Below are 16,506 nucleotides of genomic sequence, written 5' to 3'. Positions count from 1 at the left end.
CGTTCGCGTCAGACCAATTGTTGAGCCGCGGCCGCTCGTTCCCGGGCGGCCCGACCAGCGGAGTAACTGGTGAGTACCGAAACCAAAAACACCTCGGGCCTGCGGCTCGCGCTCGATTACGGGCCGTTGATCGTCTTCTTCGCGGTCAACTTCCTTGCGCCCGGGCCCGCGATTGCCCGCATTCTCGCGGCGACCGCCGCGTTCATGATCGCCATGGCGGTGGCGCTCGGCATTTCGTGGTGGAAGACGCGCCACATTCCGCCGATGCTGCTGATCTCCGGCGCGCTGGTGATCGTGTTCGGCGGCCTGACGATCTGGTTCCAGGACGAACGCTTCATCAAGATGAAGCCGACGTTCGTCTATGCGATCTTCGCCGCCGTGCTCGGCTTCGGGCTCGCCACCGGCCGCCCGCTGCTGCAGCTCCTGCTGGAAAGCGCCTACCCCGGGCTGACGGCGGACGGATGGCGCAAGCTGACGCGCAACTGGGTCATCTTCTTCCTGTTCATGGCCGTGCTGAACGAGGCGGTCTGGCGGTCGACCAGCACCGATTTCTGGGTCGGCTTCAAGCTGTGGGGCGCGATCCCGCTGACCATGATCTTTGCCATCGCCAACGTGCCGATGCTGATGCGTCACGGGCTGCAGGCGGGCAACATTCCCGACACGATCCCGCCGCAGGAATGAGGGACGCGGGTGGTGACCAGGCCAGGGCTTGTTGCGGCAGGGTAGGAAGTCGCTGCAGCGCGCCTATCTTGCGCTGATGCCCGCATCTTACCGGCCGGTTGACGGCCCTCCCCCGCACAGCCTGAACGCCGCCGCAGTGTCTTTGCGCGGGACGGCCCGCCAGTGACCGACTCGCTGTTTCAGACGACGGTCCGCAAGCCCCTGGCAGAGGAGCTTCGTCCTGCGCGGCTGTCCGACGTCATCGGCCAGGATCATCTGCTGGCGCCGACCGCGCCGCTCGGGCGCATGGTGCAGGCGAAGCGGTTGTCCTCTTTCGTCCTGTGGGGGCCGCCCGGTGTCGGCAAGACCACCATCGCCCGCCTGATCGCGCGTGAGACGGGCTATGAGTTCATCCAGCTGTCTGCGGTGTCGACAGGGATCGTTGACCTCCGAAAGGCGATCGCGGCCGCCGCTGATCTGCGTGCGATCAGCGGACGGTCGACGGTGGTTTTCATCGATGAGCTTCACCGCTTTTCGCGCCCGGTGCAGGACGCGATGCTGCCGGCGATCGAGGACGGCACCTTCGTCCTGATCGGCGCGACGACCGAGAACCCGAGCTTCAGCCTCGTCTCCGCGCTTCTTTCCCGTGCCAAGGTGCTGACGCTCAATCGCCTCGACACGCCAGCGCTGTCGCAGGTGCTGGCGCGTGCGGAGCGGCTGATCGGACGCGCCCTGCCGCTCGATGCTGCGGCGCGCGACGTGCTGGTCGACATGGCCGACGGAGATGCGCGCTACATGCTGGGCATTTGCGAGGATCTTCTCACATTGGATGAGAAGGAGCAGCTGGATCCGGCCGCCCTCGCCGCCTTCGCGCTTCGCCGCGCACCGCTCTACGACAAGGGGCAGGAAGAACATTACAATCTGCTCAGCTGCTTCCACAAAAGCCTGCGCGGCAGCGACGCGGATGCTGCACTCTACTGGGCGGCGCGGATGACCAACGGCGGCGAGGATCCGGCGGTGCTGTTCCGCCGCCTTGCCTGCGCCGCCTCCGAGGATGTCGGCATGGCGGATCCCCAGGCGCTGGTGCAGGTGCTGACGGCGTGGCAGGCGTTTGAAAGGATTGGCTGGCCCGAGGGGCGGCTGTTCCTGGCGCAAGCCATCAATTACGTCGCGACCGCGCCGAAATCGAACGCTTCCTACCTCGCCTTTGGCCGCGCCACCGATCTTGCGCGCCGTACTGGTTCGCTCCCCCCGCCCAAGCACATCCTGAACGCGCCGACCGCGCTGATGAAGGAGCACGGCTATGGCGCGGGCTACCGCTACGATCACGATCAGCCCGATGCCTTTTCGGGCCAGGAGTTCTTCCCGGACGAGATTGCCGCCGGGCCGCGCGAGCCGCTTTATCGCCCCAATGAACGCGGGTTTGAGCGCGACGTACGCAAGCGGCTGGCGTTCTGGCAGGCGCGTCGCTCCCGGGGCGAGACAGACGATCGTTGATGCGCCTAAGGGCGATGCTGGAACAGGTGGAGGAAGTCGCACGTGGGCATCAGGGGTGACGTCGGGAACAGGTTCAGGTCGACTGCACGAGCATGGCGGCTCACCGCCGGCGCAGCCTGCGGCAAGCGGGGGCGCACCCACGGCATGGCCGCCGCGCTGATCGGGGCGGCGACGATCGCATCCGCTGCGCCAACTACCGCGGGCGCTCAGGTCATCGGTGCGCAAACCTCCACCGCCTATCAGGAGGCGATTGCGGCGGGCTACAAGGCGCTTGCGCTGTGCGAAGGGGTGATCGCCGCCGGCCGGACCGAGGCGCAGGTCGAGGCGCTCGAACTCCGCGGGATCTACCCGGAATATCAGCCGCTGCTCCCGCGCCTGCGCGCCACGATCGACCGTCCCAACCGCAGTGTTCAGGTTGCCTTCGCCACCGATCTGCCCCCACGGCGCGCGGATTGGTCGCCGCGCACCGGCTGCGTCCTCCAGCCGATCGGCCGCGTCGTTGCGCCGTGGCCGGCAACACCGCCCGCCGCCTCGCTGCCACTGCCGGGGGACTCACGGCCGTGGCCGCTCGGCGACTCGGGCATCGCGCCGCGCCCACGCCCCGCGCTGGCACAGACCGTCGCGCGTGCCTTCGACCGCAGCACCTACAAGGGCGAGACGGTCGGGGTCGTCGTGCTGCACGATGGGCGAATCGTGGCGGAGCGTTACGCGGACGGCTTCGGCCCGTTCACTTCCAACCGCACCTGGTCGGTGGCGAAGAGTATTGCGGGCACATTGGCCGGCATGGCGGTGCGGGACCTGAAGATCGACCCGCGCAAGCCCGCGCCTATTCCCGAATGGAGCCACCCCGCCGATCCGCGCCGCGCGATCACGCTGGACCAGCTCCTTCGCATGTCGTCGGGTCTCCATTCCGATCATTACGGCAATCGCACCGATGCGATCTATTTCGGCGGCACCACCGTCACCGAACAGGCGACCGGCTGGCCGCTGGAGGTGAAGCCGGGCACGCGCTTCCGCTATGCCAACAACGACATCATGCTGGCGGCGCGCGCTATCCGCGCCGCGATGAACAATGATACGCGCTACGCCGCCTGGCCGTCGCAGCTGTTCACCCCGCTCGGCATGAAACACACGACGGCCGGGACCGATTGGCAAGGCAATCTGATCCTCTCCAGCCAGGTCTATACCACCGCTCGCGACCTCGCGCGGTTGGGGCAGTTCTGGCTGCAGGACGGCGTCTGGCAGGGCAAGCGCCTGCTGCCGGACGGCTGGATGCGCTACATGACGACAGCCAGCGGCCCGCAGCCCGCCGATGGCCCCGGCTATGGCGCCACCATGTGGCTGTTCGGACCGGCGCAGGGCCTACCCGCAGGCAGCTATTCGGCGCAGGGCAATCGCGGGCAGTACGTGATGGTGGTCCCGTCGGAGAAGCTGGTGATCGTCCGCCGCGGTGAGGACCCCACCAACGCCCGTTTCGACATCGCCCGCTTTACCGCTGACGTGATCCGGAACCTGAAATGATGGGCGTCTGTACCGTTCGGGGGCGGCGGCGCTGACCCATTTTCGTCAGTTCGCGGCGATCGACTGGTCTGGGGCGAAGGGGTCTCGCCACAAGGGGATCGCCGTTGCGCTCTGCCACGCCGGCGAGGAGGCGCCGCGTCTCGTCTCCCCGCCTGGCCGCTGGTGGTCGCGAACGGAGGTCTGCGCCTGGCTGCGCGATCATGCGCACGAACCACTGCTGGTCGGGATCGATTGCAGCTTCTCCGCACCCTTCCTCGCCCGAGGCGCGCATCTGCCGGGCGAAACCCGGACCGAAACGGCCCGCGCGCTGTGGGCCTATGTCGACGAACAAAGCAGCGACGAGGATTTGGGGGCGGCCTCCTTCCTGGAAGCACGGCGGGGCCGACACTTTTATCTCGGCGCGGCTGACGGGCCGAAGGCACAGTTCCTCCACTGGCGCACGTGCGAGATGGTCGGCGATCGATCGACCAAGCCGACCACGGTCTATGATGCGATCGGTGCGGCGCAGGTCGCCAAGGCGAGCTTCGCGGGAATGAGGATGCTCCACCATCTGGACGGAGCGCTGGCGATCTGGCCGTTCGACTCGAAACCTGATGAGGGGGCGGTACTGGTGGAGATCTACACCGCCATGGCGGCGCGCACGGCCGGCCTGCCACGCGGCCGAAGCAAGCTACGCGATGCAGTCTCATTGGACGATGCACTCGGGCACCTTGGCAGCCGCCCGCATGAACCGCTGACGCAGTATGACGATCACTCGACCGACGCGATCCTGGCCGCCGCCTGGCTGCGCGCCAATGCAGACCGAGCCGACTTGTGGGTCCCGCCCGGGCTCGACGCTCAGGTTCGGCAAACCGAAGGCTGGACCTTCGGCGTCACCTGACGCATGGAGCGCCGACACGCCGGTTTAGCTCAGCTGGTAGAGCAGCGGTTTTGTAAACCGAAGGTCGCGGGTTCGATCCCTGCAACCGGCACCATTTCCCGACGCAACCTCGCTGGTGGAGGGGCGTTCCACGAACGCAATGATCCGCATCGCAAGCTATAACATGCGCAAGGCGATCGGCACCGACCGGCGCCGCAACCCGGAACGCGTGCTGGAGGTCCTGCACGAACTGGATGCGGACGTCATTGCCCTGCAAGAGGCGGACCGGCGGTTTGGCGCGCGGGCAGCGGTGATCACCCCGCATCTTCTGGACGAGCATAGCGACTGGAAGGCGGTCGATTTCGGAGTTCGGGCCGGATCGATGGGCTGGCACGGCAACGCCTTCCTCGTTCGCAAGTCATCGCAGGTGGTCGATTGCGAGGTCATCCACCTCCCCGCACTCGAACCGCGCGGCGCGATCGTGACCGAGGTGCGGCTGGCCAAGGGCGGGGTGTGGCGCTGCGTCGGCATGCACCTCGACCTGTCGGGGCTCTGGCGGCGCAAGCAGGCCGCGGCAATCCTCAGCCATGTGGCAGCCAGCAGCGAGCAATTGCCCACCGTGATGATGGGTGACCTGAACGAATGGACCCGCGCCGGCGGGTGCCTCCGCGATTTCGGGCGCGATTTCGTATTTGCCGAAACCGGCCCCAGCTACCATGCCACGCGTCCGATCGGGCGGCTGGACAGGATCATGGTATCAAGCGACGTGAAGGTGATGGATTGCGGGGTGCACAGCAGCGCCGCCGCCCGCAAGGCGAGCGATCATCTGCCGATCTGGGCTGACGTCGAAGCCGCATGATTCGTGATTCGGAATTACGGCTGGCGCTCGTCTGCTACGGCGGGATCAGCCTTGCCGTGTACATGCACGGCATCACCAAGGAGATATGGCACGTCGCGCGCGCGAGCCGGGCGAGCCAGTCGGGGGGATCGCTGGATCGTTCCGCCGGCGTCTACCAGGGGCTGCTGGCGGAGATCGCCCGCTCCACCGGCATCCGTCTGCGGATCTTGCCGGATATCATCGCAGGCGCCAGCGCCGGCGGGATCAACGGCATCTTCCTCGCGCAGGCGCTGAGCGCCGGGCAATCGCTCGACCCGCTGACGGACCTGTGGCTCGACAATGCCGATGTGGAGGCACTGATCGCGCCGGCCGCGGCGCCCGTGTCACGCTTCTCCAAGGCTTGGGCGCTGCCGATCGCCTGGATGGCGGCCGGGCGCGGTGTCGACGGACTGGACGATCTCGACGAACAAACGCGCGAGGAGGTGCGGGCAAAGCTGTCGCACTTCGTCCGCTCGCGCTGGTTCGAGCCGCCGTTTGATGGTCCCGGCTTCACGGGCATGCTGCTGGACGCCTTTGCGGCGATGGAAACGGGTCCGCGCGGCCCCCGCCTGCTGCCGGAGGGCCAGCCGCTCGACCTGTTCGTGACGGTAACCGACTTCAACGGCCATCCCGAACGGCTGCAGCTCCACTCCCCGCCGGAGGTAGTGGAGACCGAGCATCGCGTCGTGCTGTCGTTCAGCGATCACGGCCATGCGATCGAGACCTTGGCCGCCGCGCCCGAGCTTGCCTTCGCCGCGCGGGCCACCTCAAGCTTTCCCGGCGCTTTTCCCGCCTTCACCGTGGCCGAGCTTGATCAGGTGCTCGCCAATCGCAAGGATCGCTGGCCCGGGCGCCGGGCGTTTCTCACGCGGGTGCTGCCGCGTCAGGCCGCCGCCCACGCGCTGGATACCGCGGTGCTGATCGACGGCTCGGTCCTCGCGAATGCCCCGTTCCGTCCGGCGATCGACGCACTCGATGCCCGCCCCGCGCGGCGCGAGGTGGACCGCCGGTTCGTGTATATTGATCCGTCGCCCGGCATGAAGTTCAGGCTCACCGGCCCGGCGGAAGGCCCACCCGGCTTCTTCCAGACGATCCTCGGCGCGATCAGCGAGCTGCCCCGAAAGCAGCCGATCCGCGACAATCTGGAGGCGCTCGCCGCCCGCTCGCGGCGCATCGCCCGCATGCGCACCATCACTGATGCCGTGCGGCCGGAAATCGAAGCAGCGGTCGAGGCCTTGTTCGGGCGCACGTTCTTCCTGGACCGGCCAACCGCAGCGCGTCTCGTCGTATGGCGCCGGCGTGCGCAGATCGCAGCGGCGGAGCGGGCCGGCTTCAGCTATGCCGGCTATGCGCACCTCAAGATCGCCGGCGTGATCGAGACGATGACGGCCTTGCTCTACGCCGCGGGTGACGAGCCTGGGCCACACCGCTGGCAGCGGATCCGCAGCCGGATCGAGGCCGCGCTGCATGCGCGCGGCTATGATGAGGCGGCCCCTTCCGATGCCTCCAGCGCTGCGTCGATCGATTTCCTGCGCACCTTCGACATCGGCTTTCGCATCCGCCGTCTGCGCTTGCTGGCGCGGCGGTTGGTCGAGCTGGAGGCGGAGCATGATGAGGCAGTCCTGGCGCCCGTGCGCACCGCCATTTACGATTCGCTCGGCGCCTATCTCCACCGCAAGGCGCCCGAGGCGCATGGTGCCCTGCGGGGCGCGGTGCGCAGCCTGCGCGGGGACGCATCCCCGCTGCTCGACGATCTCGCCGCCTCTCTCGACCTGACCCGGCTCGATCATGAAACGGACGAACGGGTCGCCGAGGCGCTGGCGCAGCTTCCCCGTCAGCTGCGCCGCACCCTGCTTCTCCACTATCTCGGCTTTCCTTATGTCGACCTCGCCACCCTCCCGCTGCTTCAGGGTGAGGGGCTGGACGAGTTCGATCCGGTCAAGGTCGATCGCATCTCACCCGATGATTGCACCGCGATTCGCCAGGGCGGTGCGGAGGCCACGCTGAAGGGGATTCAGTTCAGCAATTTCGGCGCCTTCTTCAGCCGCAGCTACCGCGAGAATGATTACCTCTGGGGCCGGCTGCACGGCGCGGAGCGGATGATCGACATCATCGTGTCCGCGCTGCCCGCCACCGCCCGCCTCCGCCCGGGCACGGTCGCCGCCGCAAAGCGATCGGCCTTTCTGGCGATCCTTGATGAAGAGGAACCGCGCCTCCTCACGGCCGGCGGCCTCATCGCCGATCTGCGCCGCGAAATAGGCTGAGGCTGGCCAAAACGGCGCCGGCGTAATAGCGTCGCGCCATGCCGGAGCCTTGTACATGCAGTTCCTGAAAATCCTGTTCTGGGCCTTGGTCGCCTTCGCCGCTGCGGTATTCACCTTCGGCAATTGGAAATGGGTGTCGGTGTCGCTGTTCGGTAACCTGATGGCGGAGGTGAACCTTCCCATCCTGTTGCTGGTCACGTTCCTCGCCGGGTTCCTGCCGACCTTCCTGTACCAGCGAGCGCTGCGCTGGCGCCTGCGTCAGCGGCTGTCCGCCGCGGAGCGGACCATTGCCGACCTTCGGGCGCTGCCGCTTGCCGATCCCCGGCCTGCCGCGGCCGCGCCTGCGCCGGCCATGGCTGCGCCCGCCCCATCCTCTTCCACAGATTTCCCGCCGGAGGCCATCTGAACCATGTCCAACCCCATCTTCGTGGCACTGGACACGCCCGATCTTGACCGCGCCAAGGCGCTTGCCGCCAGCGTTCGCCACCATGTCGGCGGGATCAAGCTCGGGCTGGAATTCTTCGCGGGCAACGGCCGACACGGCGTGAAGGAGATGGCGGAACTCGGGCTGCCGATCTTCCTTGATCTCAAGTTTCACGACATCCCCAACACCGTCGCCAAGGCGATCCAGGCGCTGCGCGCCCTCGAACCGGCGATCATCACGGTGCACGCGGCTGGCGGGCAGGCGATGCTGGAGGATGCCAAGGCGGCCGCGCCCGCGGGTACGAAGGTCGTTGCCGTTACCATGCTCACCAGTCTCGACCAGCGCGATCTCGCCGCTACCGGGATCCACGGTTCGGCGCACGATCAGGTCCTGCGCCTGACGGAGCTTGCCCAGCGGTCCGGCGTCGATGGCATCGTATGCTCCGGCGAGGAGGTGAAAGCCGCGCATCAGTCATGGCCGGACGGCTTCTTCGTCGTGCCCGGCGTGCGCCCCGCCGATGCGGTCGTCGGCGATCAGAAGCGCGTAGTGACGCCGCGACAGGCGCTCGACAACGGCGCATCGATTTTGGTGATCGGGCGCCCGATCACCCAGGCTGAGGATCCGGATTCCGCCGCGCGTGCGATCGGCGCGACGCTGTAGGAGGCAATGTCATGGCTTTCGAAGGCAGCTGTCACTGCGGGGCGGTGACGTTCCACGTTGATGCCGATCGGCCGGTCGGTGCGATGAGCTGCAACTGCTCGCATTGCCGGCGAAAGGGCTTCCTTCTCGCGTTCCTGCCCGCTGAGACCTTCACGGTCACGGCCGGCGCTGATCGCCTGAACTCATACTTCTTCAACAAACATGTGATTCGGCACCAATTCTGCGCGGTTTGTGGCTGCGAAACGCATGCCGAGGGGACGGGGCCGGGCGGCGTTCGCACGACGGCGGTCAACCTGCGATGCGTACCGTCAATCGACCTCGATAGCCTCGCCATCGAAAAGATCGACGGCGCACGCTTCTGATCCCTAAGCTTTTCCGTGGCTTGCGGGATGTCATTCCCGCGCCATCTTCCCTTCATCGCGTTCCTGCCGGAGATGCAATGACCACCGCCAAGATATGCGGGCTATCCACGATCCAGGCGCTCGATGCGTCCGTCGCAGGGGGCGCAAGCCACCTCGGCTTCGTATTCTATCCCCCGTCGCCGCGTCATCTCGCCTTTGAGCACGCCGGGGCGCTCGCCGCCCGCGTGCCGTCTCACGTGGCGCGTGTCGGCGTGTTCGTCGATCCCGACGATGATCTCGTCGCGGGCGCGGTGACGGCGGCGCGACTAACGATCATCCAGCTTCACAAGACCTCGCCGCAACGCATTGCGCAGCTTCGCACGGCAACCGGGCGGGAGACATGGGCCGCCCTCCCAGTGAAGACCCGGGGCGATCTCGAATCGGCGCGATCGCTGGCGGGTGCTGCCGACCGGATCCTCTACGACGCCAAGACGCCCGAGGGCGCACTGCCCGGCGGCATGGGTGTCCGGTTCGACTGGGCGTTGCTCGACGGCTTTCGTCATCCGACCGCATGGGCGCTTTCGGGCGGGCTCGATGCCAGCAACGTCGCGGAGGCGGCACGCCGCACCGGCGCGGCGCTGGTCGACGCTTCCTCCGGCCTCGAAACCGCCCCGGGCGTGAAGAACGTGGACAAGATAGCCGCGTTCCTGCAAGCGGTCGCCGCATCATGAATGCACCAAACACCTTCCGTGCTCAGCCCGACGATCGCGGTCACTTCGGCGACTATGGCGGCCGTTATGTTGCCGAGACGCTGATGCCGCTGATCCTTGAGCTGGAGCGGGAATATCGCGCCGCAAAGGGAGATCCGGCGTTCCAGGCGCAGTTTGACGACCTGCTGGAGCATTATGTCGGGCGCCCCTCACCGCTTTATTATGCGGAACGCCTGACGGACGCGCTGCGCGAGAATGCGGAGCCCGGCATGGGCGCTCAGATCTGGTTCAAGCGCGATGAGCTGAACCATACGGGCGCGCACAAGATCAACAATTGCATCGGCCAGATCCTGCTCGCCATCCGCATGGGCAAGACGCGCATCATCGCGGAGACCGGTGCCGGCCAGCACGGCGTCGCGACCGCCACGGTCTGCGCCCGCTTCGGCCTGCCCTGCGTCATCTACATGGGCGCCAAGGACGTCGAGCGGCAGCAGCCGAACGTGTTCCGGATGAAGCTGCTGGGGGCTGAGGTCCGCGCCGTCACGTCGGGCGCGAACACGCTCAAGGATGCGATGAACGAAGCGATGCGCGACTGGGTCGCGAACATCCACGACACCTTCTACATCATCGGCACCGCGGCCGGCCCGCATCCCTATCCCGAGCTCGTCCGCGACTTCCAGAGCGTCATTGGGCGTGAGGCGCGGGCGCAGATGCTGGCACGCACCAGCCGCCTGCCCGACCTGCTGGTCGCCGCGATCGGCGGTGGGTCCAATGCCATTGGCCTGTTCCACCCGTTCCTCGATGATGCCGAGGTCGGCATGCTCGGGGTCGAGGCAGCTGGCGAGGGGCTGGAAAAGAAGCACGCCGCCAGCCTTGCGGGTGGTTTTCCGGGCATCCTCCACGGCAACAAGACCTATTTGCTCCAGGACGAGGACGGCCAGATCGCCGAGGCCCATTCGATCTCGGCCGGGCTCGACTATCCCGGCATCGGGCCCGAGCACGCCTGGCTGAAGGACATCGGCCGCGTCGATTATACCGCCGTCACCGATGAGGAGGCGCTCGACGCCTTCCAGCTTCTATGCCGAACGGAGGGAATCATCCCCGCGCTGGAGCCATCCCATGCGATTGCAGCAGTAGCGCGCAAGGCACGGGAAATGCGCGAGGATCAGATCATCCTCGCCAATCTTTGCGGGCGCGGCGACAAGGACATCTTCACCGTTGCCCATGCATTGGGGGTGGCGATATGAGCGCGCGTCTGACGGCGGCTTTCCCGAAGGACCGTGCCGCGCTGGTCACCTTCATCACCGCCGGCGACGGCGACACGCCGGCCGTGCTCGACGCGCTGGTGGCGGGCGGTGCCGACGTCATCGAACTTGGCATGCCCTTCACCGATCCGATGGCGGACGGCCCTGCGATCCAGGCGGCCAACATCCGCAGCCTTGAGAGCGGCACAACAACCGCCTCCATCCTGCAGATTGCAAAGAATTTTCGTGACCGTCACCCGGACGTACCGCTGGTGCTGATGGGTTACGCCAACCCGATGCTCCGCCGCGGCGCTGACTGGTTCGCCGCCGCAGCGCGCGACGCCGGGGTCGACGGCGTGATCTGCGTCGACGTTCCGCCGGAAGAGGACGACGCACTCGGACCGGCGCTGCGCAGCGCCGGGATCGACCTCGTGCGGCTGGCGACGCCCACCACCGACGATGCGCGGCTCCCCACCGTTCTGGAAGGCGCCTCCGGCTTCGTCTATTATGTGTCGGTGGCAGGGATCACCGGATTGCAGCAGGCCGCCCAGGCGTCGATCGAGGAATCCGTTGCGCGGCTGAAACGCGCGACTGATCTGCCGATCGCGGTCGGCTTCGGCGTGCGCACGCCGGATCAGGCGAAGGCTATTGCCCGCGTTGCTGATGGCGTCGTCGTCGGCTCCGCGATCGTGGAACTGGTCGAACGCTTCGACGCTGATGCACCGGCGGCGATCCGCACCTATGTTGAGACTTTGGCGGTGGCGATCCGCGCCGCACGGAAGGAATTTGCATGAGCTGGTTGTCCAGCGTTCGTAACGCTTTGTCCTTCGTTGTTCCGGCAACGAAAGAGACCCCCGACAATCTCTGGCACAAGTGCAAGGGATGCGGGACGATGGTGTTCACCAAGGAGTTCGAGGAGAACCTGTCGGTCTGCCCCAGCTGCGACCACCATGGCCGCATCGGCCCGTCGGCACGGTTCAAGCAGCTGCTGGACGAGGGCAGCGCAGACGTGCTCGCCCCGCCCCCGGCGCCGGAGGATCCGCTGAAGTTCCGCGATTCCAAGCGATACGTCGATCGTCTCAAGACGGCGCGGGCCGACACGGGCGAGCAGGACGCCTTCCTCAACGCGCGCGGTACCATCCACGGTCGCCGCGTCGTGATCGGCGTGCAGGATTTCGCCTTCATGGGCGGCTCGATGGGCCAGGCCGTGGGTGAGGCGTTCATCCAGGGCGTCGAGACGGCGATCGCCGACAAGGCGCCCTATGTCGTCTTCACTGCCAGCGGCGGCGCGCGCATGCAGGAAGGCATTCTCAGCCTCATGCAGATGCCGCGCAGCACGGTGGCGATCCAGATGCTCCACGATGCGGGGCTGCCCTATATCGTCGTGCTCACCGATCCGACGTCGGGCGGCGTGATGGCCGCCTATGCGATGCTGGGCGACGTGCACATCGCCGAGCCGCGCGCGACGCTCGCCTTTACCGGCCGCCGCGTGATCGAGAATACCATTCGTGAAAAGCTGCCGGACGATTTCCAGACCAGCGAATATTACCTCGAACACGGGCTGATCGACATGGTCGTGCATCGCAAGGAACTGCGCGATCGCCTCGCCACGATCATCGGCTACCTCTGCGCGGAGCGGCAGGCCGCCTGATCGTTCCGCCATTGCCGCTCGCGCCACCGGCGCGGCGGCCATGCCGGCCCGGCGTCATTGGCTGCTCGGCCCGTGTCGCGCGGTTCATTCAGCGACGCCGAAGGCGGAACGACGATGCCCGATCACGCACATTCCCGCGACCCGGCCGTACAATTGCAGCTCGACCGGCTGTGGTCGCTGTCGCCCGGGGCGGATGTGCTCGGCCTGTCGCGAATCACCGAGCTTTTGGCGCGGCTCGGCAACCCGCACCTCCACCTGCCGCCCACCTTCCATGTCGCTGGCACCAACGGCAAGGGGTCGACCTGCGCCTTTCTTCGCGCCGCGCTGGAGGCCGCGGGAAAGTGCGTCCACGTCTATTCCAGCCCCCATCTGGTCCGCTTCAACGAACGGATTCGGGTCGCCGGGCGGCTGATCGACGACGCGACATTGGCGCCGCTGCTGGCCGAAGTGCTCGATCGTGCCGGCGATGTCGGCGCCAGCTTCTTCGAGGTGACGACCGCGGCGGCCTTCCTGCAATTCTCCCGTTCTCCGGCCGACGCCTGCATCATCGAGGTGGGCCTCGGTGGCCGGCTCGACGCAACCAACGTCATCCACCCCCTTGTCTGCGGCATCGCCGGTCTCGGGATTGATCACGAGGCGTTCCTGCTCGCCGAAGAGGCGGGCACACCGATCGAGCCGATGGCCCGCATCGCGTTCGAGAAGGCCGGCATCGCCAAACCCGGCGTGCCTTTGGTGACGCAGCATTACCCACCAATCGCCGCTGAGGCGATCGCAAGTGTCACTGCGGGCTGCGGCGCACCGTTGGCGGCGCGAGACGACAAATGGCACGCAACCCACGACGGCTTCGCCATCCTCTATCGGGACGCACAAGGCGTGCTGCAGCTGCCACTGCCGACGCTCGCCGGCCAGCATCAGTGCGACAATGCCGCGCTCGCCGTGGCCATGCTGCGCCACCAATCATTGATCGACATTCCGCAAGCCGCGCTCGCCGCCGGGATCCGCGCAGCGCGCTGGCCGGCGCGGATGCAGCGACTGGAACATGGCCCGTTGCTCGACCTTCTTCCTCGTCAGCCCACCGATGGCGTGTGGCTGGACGGCGCGCACAACGAATCGGCCGCCGCTGCCATCGCTACGGACTGGCCCCATAAGGCGGCGACCACCATCATCCTGGGTGTTCTGGCAAACAAGGATGCTGGCGCGATCCTTCGGCACATGATCGGCATGGCGCGGTCGGTCAGCATCATTGCGCTGCCGGTCCCGGGGCACGCCTGCCACGACCCCGCCGCCCTGGCTAGGCAGACAACGGCACTAGGGGCCACAAGCGCCCTTGTGGCTAACGATATCCGGCATGCCTTTCGCGTCGCTGCAGACCTGCCCGTCGCGGACCGCATGCTGATTGCCGGCTCGCTTTATCTCGCTGGCACCGTCCTGGAGGCGAACGACGAAGCGCCGCAATGACGCCTTGAGTTGCGATTGACTTGCAATAGCGGATTAGAGACAAGTGCGACAGAGGAGTCGCCAGCATGTCCATGTCCGTCCCGCCGTCATCAGTCGCAGAGCGCCTGTCGGTCCTGCCGCACACGCTGCCCGCATGTGAGAACGCCCGGTTGGTGCTGTTCGCGATCCGCCGCATGGGGGCGAATGGCCTCGCGGATGCCCGCGCCGCGCACGCCATGTTCACCGCCTTCGGCGAACGCTTTCGCCGTCCGCTGATGCTGGTGCGCGCGCTGATGGCGGATCTTGCCACCTCCGCCGCCGGGCCGATCTCCATTACGCATTGCTGCTGCTCGCGCATGACCCATGCCGAACGCGCGCTGATGCACGTCCTCGCGCGTGTCGAGCTTTACCCGGACAATGCCCGTGTCCTGCTGGCTGACCTGCTCGGCATCCGGCGCGTCGACGGCATCCTCGCCAGCGCAGCGGTCGTGGCCGCTGCCTTCGCCGACGAAGGGCGACCGATCACCTGTTGATGAGCAATGGTCAGCCCGGCTGCGATGCCCCGGCCGCGGCGACCTCCGGCTCTTCGGAAACCTCCTGCCGCGCCGTATCCACCACGAAGCCGCGCTTCCACAGGACCCACAACAGCACCAGTCCCGGCAGCGCGACGATCATCGTCACGATCCAGAACCCGACCCAGCCAAACGCCTCCGCGACATAGCCCGATGGCGTCGACAGCCACGTACGCCCGACCACCGCGAAGGAGGTCAGCAGCGCGAACTGGGTGGCGGTGTAGGCGACGTTGGCCAGGCCCGACAGATAGGTCGCGAAAACCGTCAGGCCGATGCCGCTCGTCACCTGTTCCGTCGCCACCGCGATGAACAGCCACGTCGGCGAATGTCCCTTGGCGGCAAGGATCGCAAAGGTCGCGTTGGACAGCATCATCAGCACGCCCGATACGAACAGCGCCCGCCCCATGCCCAGCCACGCCAGGAACGGCGCGCCGATCGCCGTGCCGATCAGCAGTCCCCACAGCCCGACGACCTTGTTGATCGCCAGGAACTCCTTGTCCGAAAAGCCGAGCTCGACGATCATCGGGTTGAGCATGCCCTGCCCCATCGCATCGCCCAGCTTGTAGACCAGCACGAACATCAGGATCAGCAGCGCACCGCGCCGGCGAAAGAATTCGCGGAAGGGGCTGACCACCGTGTCGTTGAACCAGCCCCGCCCGCCGCGCTGTACCACCTGGTCATGCAACCCGCGGCCGATCCACAGCGCGGCCAGCGCGCCGGGCAGCACACACAGCGACGTCAGTCCGTAGCCGAGCGCCCAGCCAAGTCCCAGGCCCTCGCTGGAGGCGACGGCGATCGTGCCCACGCCAGCGATGAAATTGCCGGTGCGGTAACCGAACTGGTTCGCCGCCGTGCCGTGCGCCAGTTCGTCGTCCGGCAGGATCTCGATGCGATAGGCGTCGATGACGATATCCTGCGTCGCCGACAGGAACGCGGTGACGATGGCCCAGAAGGCGAAAGTGCCGATGTGCAGTTCGGGCTGGCTCGCGCCCAGCATCCAGACCGACGCGAAGAGCAATGCCTGAACCACGAACAGCCATGCCCGGCGCTGGCCGAACCATCCGGTCAGGATCGGCAGGCGGACGCGATCGATCAGCGGGGCCCAGAGGAATTTCAGCGTATAGGGGGTGGTCAGCCCGACGGCGAAACCAATCGTCTTCTTGTCGATCCCGACCTTCGCCAGCCAGAACGTCATCGTGCCCAGCAGCAGCGTCAGCGGAAAGCCGCTGGATATGCCCAGCAGGAAGGCAGCGGCCGGACGTGGTCGCAAATAGGGCTTCATTGCCGCGACAAAGCCGCGTCGCGCCACCGTCTCGGTCATCTACGCCTTACCTCCCGCCCCGCATTGCCAGGCGGACTAGCCGATCAGCGCGCGCTCGTCATCCTGCCGGATCGCCGCGCGCGCCAGACGGTGCGTCAGGCGCGAAACGACGTGTCTGGCGGCTCGCGAGAGCTCCATGATCGGTGCTTCAGGAAGATCGAAAACAAAAACGCCACCCCGAAACGGGGTGGCGCGAGTGACGGGGCTCGAACCCGCGACCTCCGGCGTGACAGGCCGGCGCTCTAACCAACTGAGCTACACCCGCTCTTATCTGCCCCGATCATCGCCCGATGAGCGATCCTGAGGCACTTACCCCATGGTGCCGAAAAACCGGCACACGAACGACAACGTCGTCGGAGTTCCCACTGATCTGCACCAACTCCGCAAGGGAGTGGCGCGAGTGACGGGGCTCGAACCCGCGACCTCCGGCGTGACAGGCCGGCGCTCTAACCAACTGAGCTACACCCG

The 16,506-nt window shown here is 66.9% G+C and carries 16 protein-coding genes and 2 tRNA genes; 16 read left to right on the top strand and 2 right to left on the bottom strand.

The features are described from left to right. The first annotated feature begins 69 nt into the window (after window positions 1–69). The 16 genes from ACH0BU_RS03060 (at window position 70) to ACH0BU_RS02985 (ending at window position 14,678) form a co-directional block, all read left to right on the top strand. Window positions 70–681: a septation protein A gene (locus ACH0BU_RS03060; RefSeq protein ID WP_125944557.1), complete on the top strand. Its 612-nt coding sequence runs from the start codon at window positions 70–72 to the stop codon at window positions 679–681. 162 nt (window positions 682–843) lie between these two features. Then, window positions 844–2,157 carry a replication-associated recombination protein A gene (locus ACH0BU_RS03055; protein WP_500263728.1) on the top strand — a complete coding sequence of 438 codons (1,314 nt, stop codon included), beginning with the start codon at window positions 844–846 and terminating at the stop codon, window positions 2,155–2,157. A gap of 42 nt (window positions 2,158–2,199) precedes the next feature. Next, entirely contained in the window at window positions 2,200–3,678 is a 1,479-nt protein-coding gene (locus ACH0BU_RS03050) for a serine hydrolase domain-containing protein (protein ID WP_500263727.1), read from the top strand. Between the two features lie 31 nt (window positions 3,679–3,709). Next, window positions 3,710–4,558 (top strand): hypothetical protein, encoded by an 849-nt coding sequence (locus ACH0BU_RS03045; protein ID WP_500263812.1) that lies wholly within the window; start codon window positions 3,710–3,712, stop codon window positions 4,556–4,558. 18 nt (window positions 4,559–4,576) lie between these two features. Further along, window positions 4,577–4,652 (top strand) — tRNA-Thr (locus tag ACH0BU_RS03040). Between the two features lie 45 nt (window positions 4,653–4,697). After that, window positions 4,698–5,396 carry an endonuclease/exonuclease/phosphatase family protein gene (locus tag ACH0BU_RS03035; RefSeq protein WP_046411687.1) on the top strand — a complete coding sequence of 233 codons (699 nt, stop codon included), beginning with the start codon at window positions 4,698–4,700 and terminating at the stop codon, window positions 5,394–5,396. Then, complete coding sequence (locus tag ACH0BU_RS03030) at window positions 5,393–7,678, top strand: patatin-like protein (protein ID WP_046410342.1); 2,286 nt, start codon at window positions 5,393–5,395, stop codon at window positions 7,676–7,678. The genes ACH0BU_RS03035 and ACH0BU_RS03030 overlap by 4 nt, the downstream gene beginning before the upstream one ends. 55 nt (window positions 7,679–7,733) lie before the next feature. Continuing rightward, complete coding sequence (locus ACH0BU_RS03025) at window positions 7,734–8,084, top strand: lipopolysaccharide assembly protein LapA domain-containing protein (protein ID WP_046410340.1); 351 nt, start codon at window positions 7,734–7,736, stop codon at window positions 8,082–8,084. Between the two features lie 3 nt (window positions 8,085–8,087). Then, on the top strand, window positions 8,088–8,762 hold the full coding sequence (pyrF, locus tag ACH0BU_RS03020) for an orotidine-5'-phosphate decarboxylase (protein WP_046410339.1): 675 nt from the start codon (window positions 8,088–8,090) through the stop codon (window positions 8,760–8,762). 11 nt (window positions 8,763–8,773) lie between these two features. Next, complete coding sequence (locus ACH0BU_RS03015) at window positions 8,774–9,124, top strand: GFA family protein (RefSeq protein ID WP_500263726.1); 351 nt, start codon at window positions 8,774–8,776, stop codon at window positions 9,122–9,124. A gap of 77 nt (window positions 9,125–9,201) precedes the next feature. Then, window positions 9,202–9,834, top strand: coding sequence for a phosphoribosylanthranilate isomerase (locus ACH0BU_RS03010; RefSeq protein ID WP_500263725.1), 633 nt, complete (start codon window positions 9,202–9,204; stop codon window positions 9,832–9,834). Then, entirely contained in the window at window positions 9,831–11,060 is a 1,230-nt protein-coding gene (gene trpB / locus ACH0BU_RS03005) for a tryptophan synthase subunit beta (protein WP_500263724.1), read from the top strand. Before ACH0BU_RS03010 ends, trpB begins: the two co-directional genes overlap by 4 nt. Then, window positions 11,057–11,851: a tryptophan synthase subunit alpha gene (gene trpA / locus ACH0BU_RS03000; RefSeq protein ID WP_046410333.1), complete on the top strand. Its 795-nt coding sequence runs from the start codon at window positions 11,057–11,059 to the stop codon at window positions 11,849–11,851. Before trpB ends, trpA begins: the two co-directional genes overlap by 4 nt. Beyond that, on the top strand, window positions 11,848–12,708 hold the full coding sequence (gene accD / locus ACH0BU_RS02995) for an acetyl-CoA carboxylase, carboxyltransferase subunit beta (RefSeq protein WP_046410332.1): 861 nt from the start codon (window positions 11,848–11,850) through the stop codon (window positions 12,706–12,708). The genes trpA and accD overlap by 4 nt, the downstream gene beginning before the upstream one ends. A 114-nt stretch (window positions 12,709–12,822) precedes the next feature. Continuing rightward, complete coding sequence (locus tag ACH0BU_RS02990) at window positions 12,823–14,166, top strand: bifunctional folylpolyglutamate synthase/dihydrofolate synthase (protein WP_500263723.1); 1,344 nt, start codon at window positions 12,823–12,825, stop codon at window positions 14,164–14,166. A gap of 65 nt (window positions 14,167–14,231) precedes the next feature. Next, a complete protein-coding gene (locus tag ACH0BU_RS02985) occupies window positions 14,232–14,678 on the top strand; it encodes a DUF6628 family protein (RefSeq protein ID WP_186313927.1) in 447 nt (148 codons plus the stop codon). Window positions 14,679–14,688: 10 nt separating this feature from the next. On the opposite strand, the gene ACH0BU_RS02980 is transcribed toward ACH0BU_RS02985, so the two are convergent. Next, window positions 14,689–16,038: an AmpG family muropeptide MFS transporter gene (locus tag ACH0BU_RS02980; protein WP_125944548.1), complete on the bottom strand. Its 1,350-nt coding sequence runs from the start codon at window positions 16,036–16,038 to the stop codon at window positions 14,689–14,691. Between the two features lie 188 nt (window positions 16,039–16,226). Next, a tRNA-Asp gene (locus tag ACH0BU_RS02975) sits at window positions 16,227–16,303 on the bottom strand. Window positions 16,304–16,506 lie beyond the last annotated feature (203 nt).

The organism is Sphingomonas olei, assembly GCF_045369765.1.
Taxonomy (GTDB): Bacteria; Pseudomonadota; Alphaproteobacteria; order Sphingomonadales; family Sphingomonadaceae; genus Sphingomonas; species Sphingomonas panaciterrae.
This window is presented reverse-complemented; position numbering and strand designations above follow the sequence as displayed.

What these genes read in the sequence shown, in the direction of transcription:
- ACH0BU_RS03035 (WP_046411687.1), top strand. Translation starts at nt 4,698, where the DNA reads ATGATCCGCATCGCAAGCTATAACATGCGCAAGGCGATCGGCACCGAC.
- ACH0BU_RS03030 (WP_046410342.1), top strand. Translation starts at nt 5,393, where the DNA reads ATGATTCGTGATTCGGAATTACGGCTGGCGCTCGTCTGCTACGGCGGG.
- ACH0BU_RS03025 (WP_046410340.1), top strand. Translation starts at nt 7,734, where the DNA reads ATGCAGTTCCTGAAAATCCTGTTCTGGGCCTTGGTCGCCTTCGCCGCT.
- pyrF (WP_046410339.1), top strand. Translation starts at nt 8,088, where the DNA reads ATGTCCAACCCCATCTTCGTGGCACTGGACACGCCCGATCTTGACCGC.
- ACH0BU_RS03015 (WP_500263726.1), top strand. Translation starts at nt 8,774, where the DNA reads ATGGCTTTCGAAGGCAGCTGTCACTGCGGGGCGGTGACGTTCCACGTT.
- ACH0BU_RS03010 (WP_500263725.1), top strand. Translation starts at nt 9,202, where the DNA reads ATGACCACCGCCAAGATATGCGGGCTATCCACGATCCAGGCGCTCGAT.
- trpB (WP_500263724.1), top strand. Translation starts at nt 9,831, where the DNA reads ATGAATGCACCAAACACCTTCCGTGCTCAGCCCGACGATCGCGGTCAC.
- trpA (WP_046410333.1), top strand. Translation starts at nt 11,057, where the DNA reads ATGAGCGCGCGTCTGACGGCGGCTTTCCCGAAGGACCGTGCCGCGCTG.
- accD (WP_046410332.1), top strand. Translation starts at nt 11,848, where the DNA reads ATGAGCTGGTTGTCCAGCGTTCGTAACGCTTTGTCCTTCGTTGTTCCG.
- ACH0BU_RS02990 (WP_500263723.1), top strand. Translation starts at nt 12,823, where the DNA reads ATGCCCGATCACGCACATTCCCGCGACCCGGCCGTACAATTGCAGCTC.
- ACH0BU_RS02985 (WP_186313927.1), top strand. Translation starts at nt 14,232, where the DNA reads ATGTCCATGTCCGTCCCGCCGTCATCAGTCGCAGAGCGCCTGTCGGTC.
- ACH0BU_RS02980 (WP_125944548.1), bottom strand. Translation starts at nt 16,038, where the DNA reads ATGACCGAGACGGTGGCGCGACGCGGCTTTGTCGCGGCAATGAAGCCC.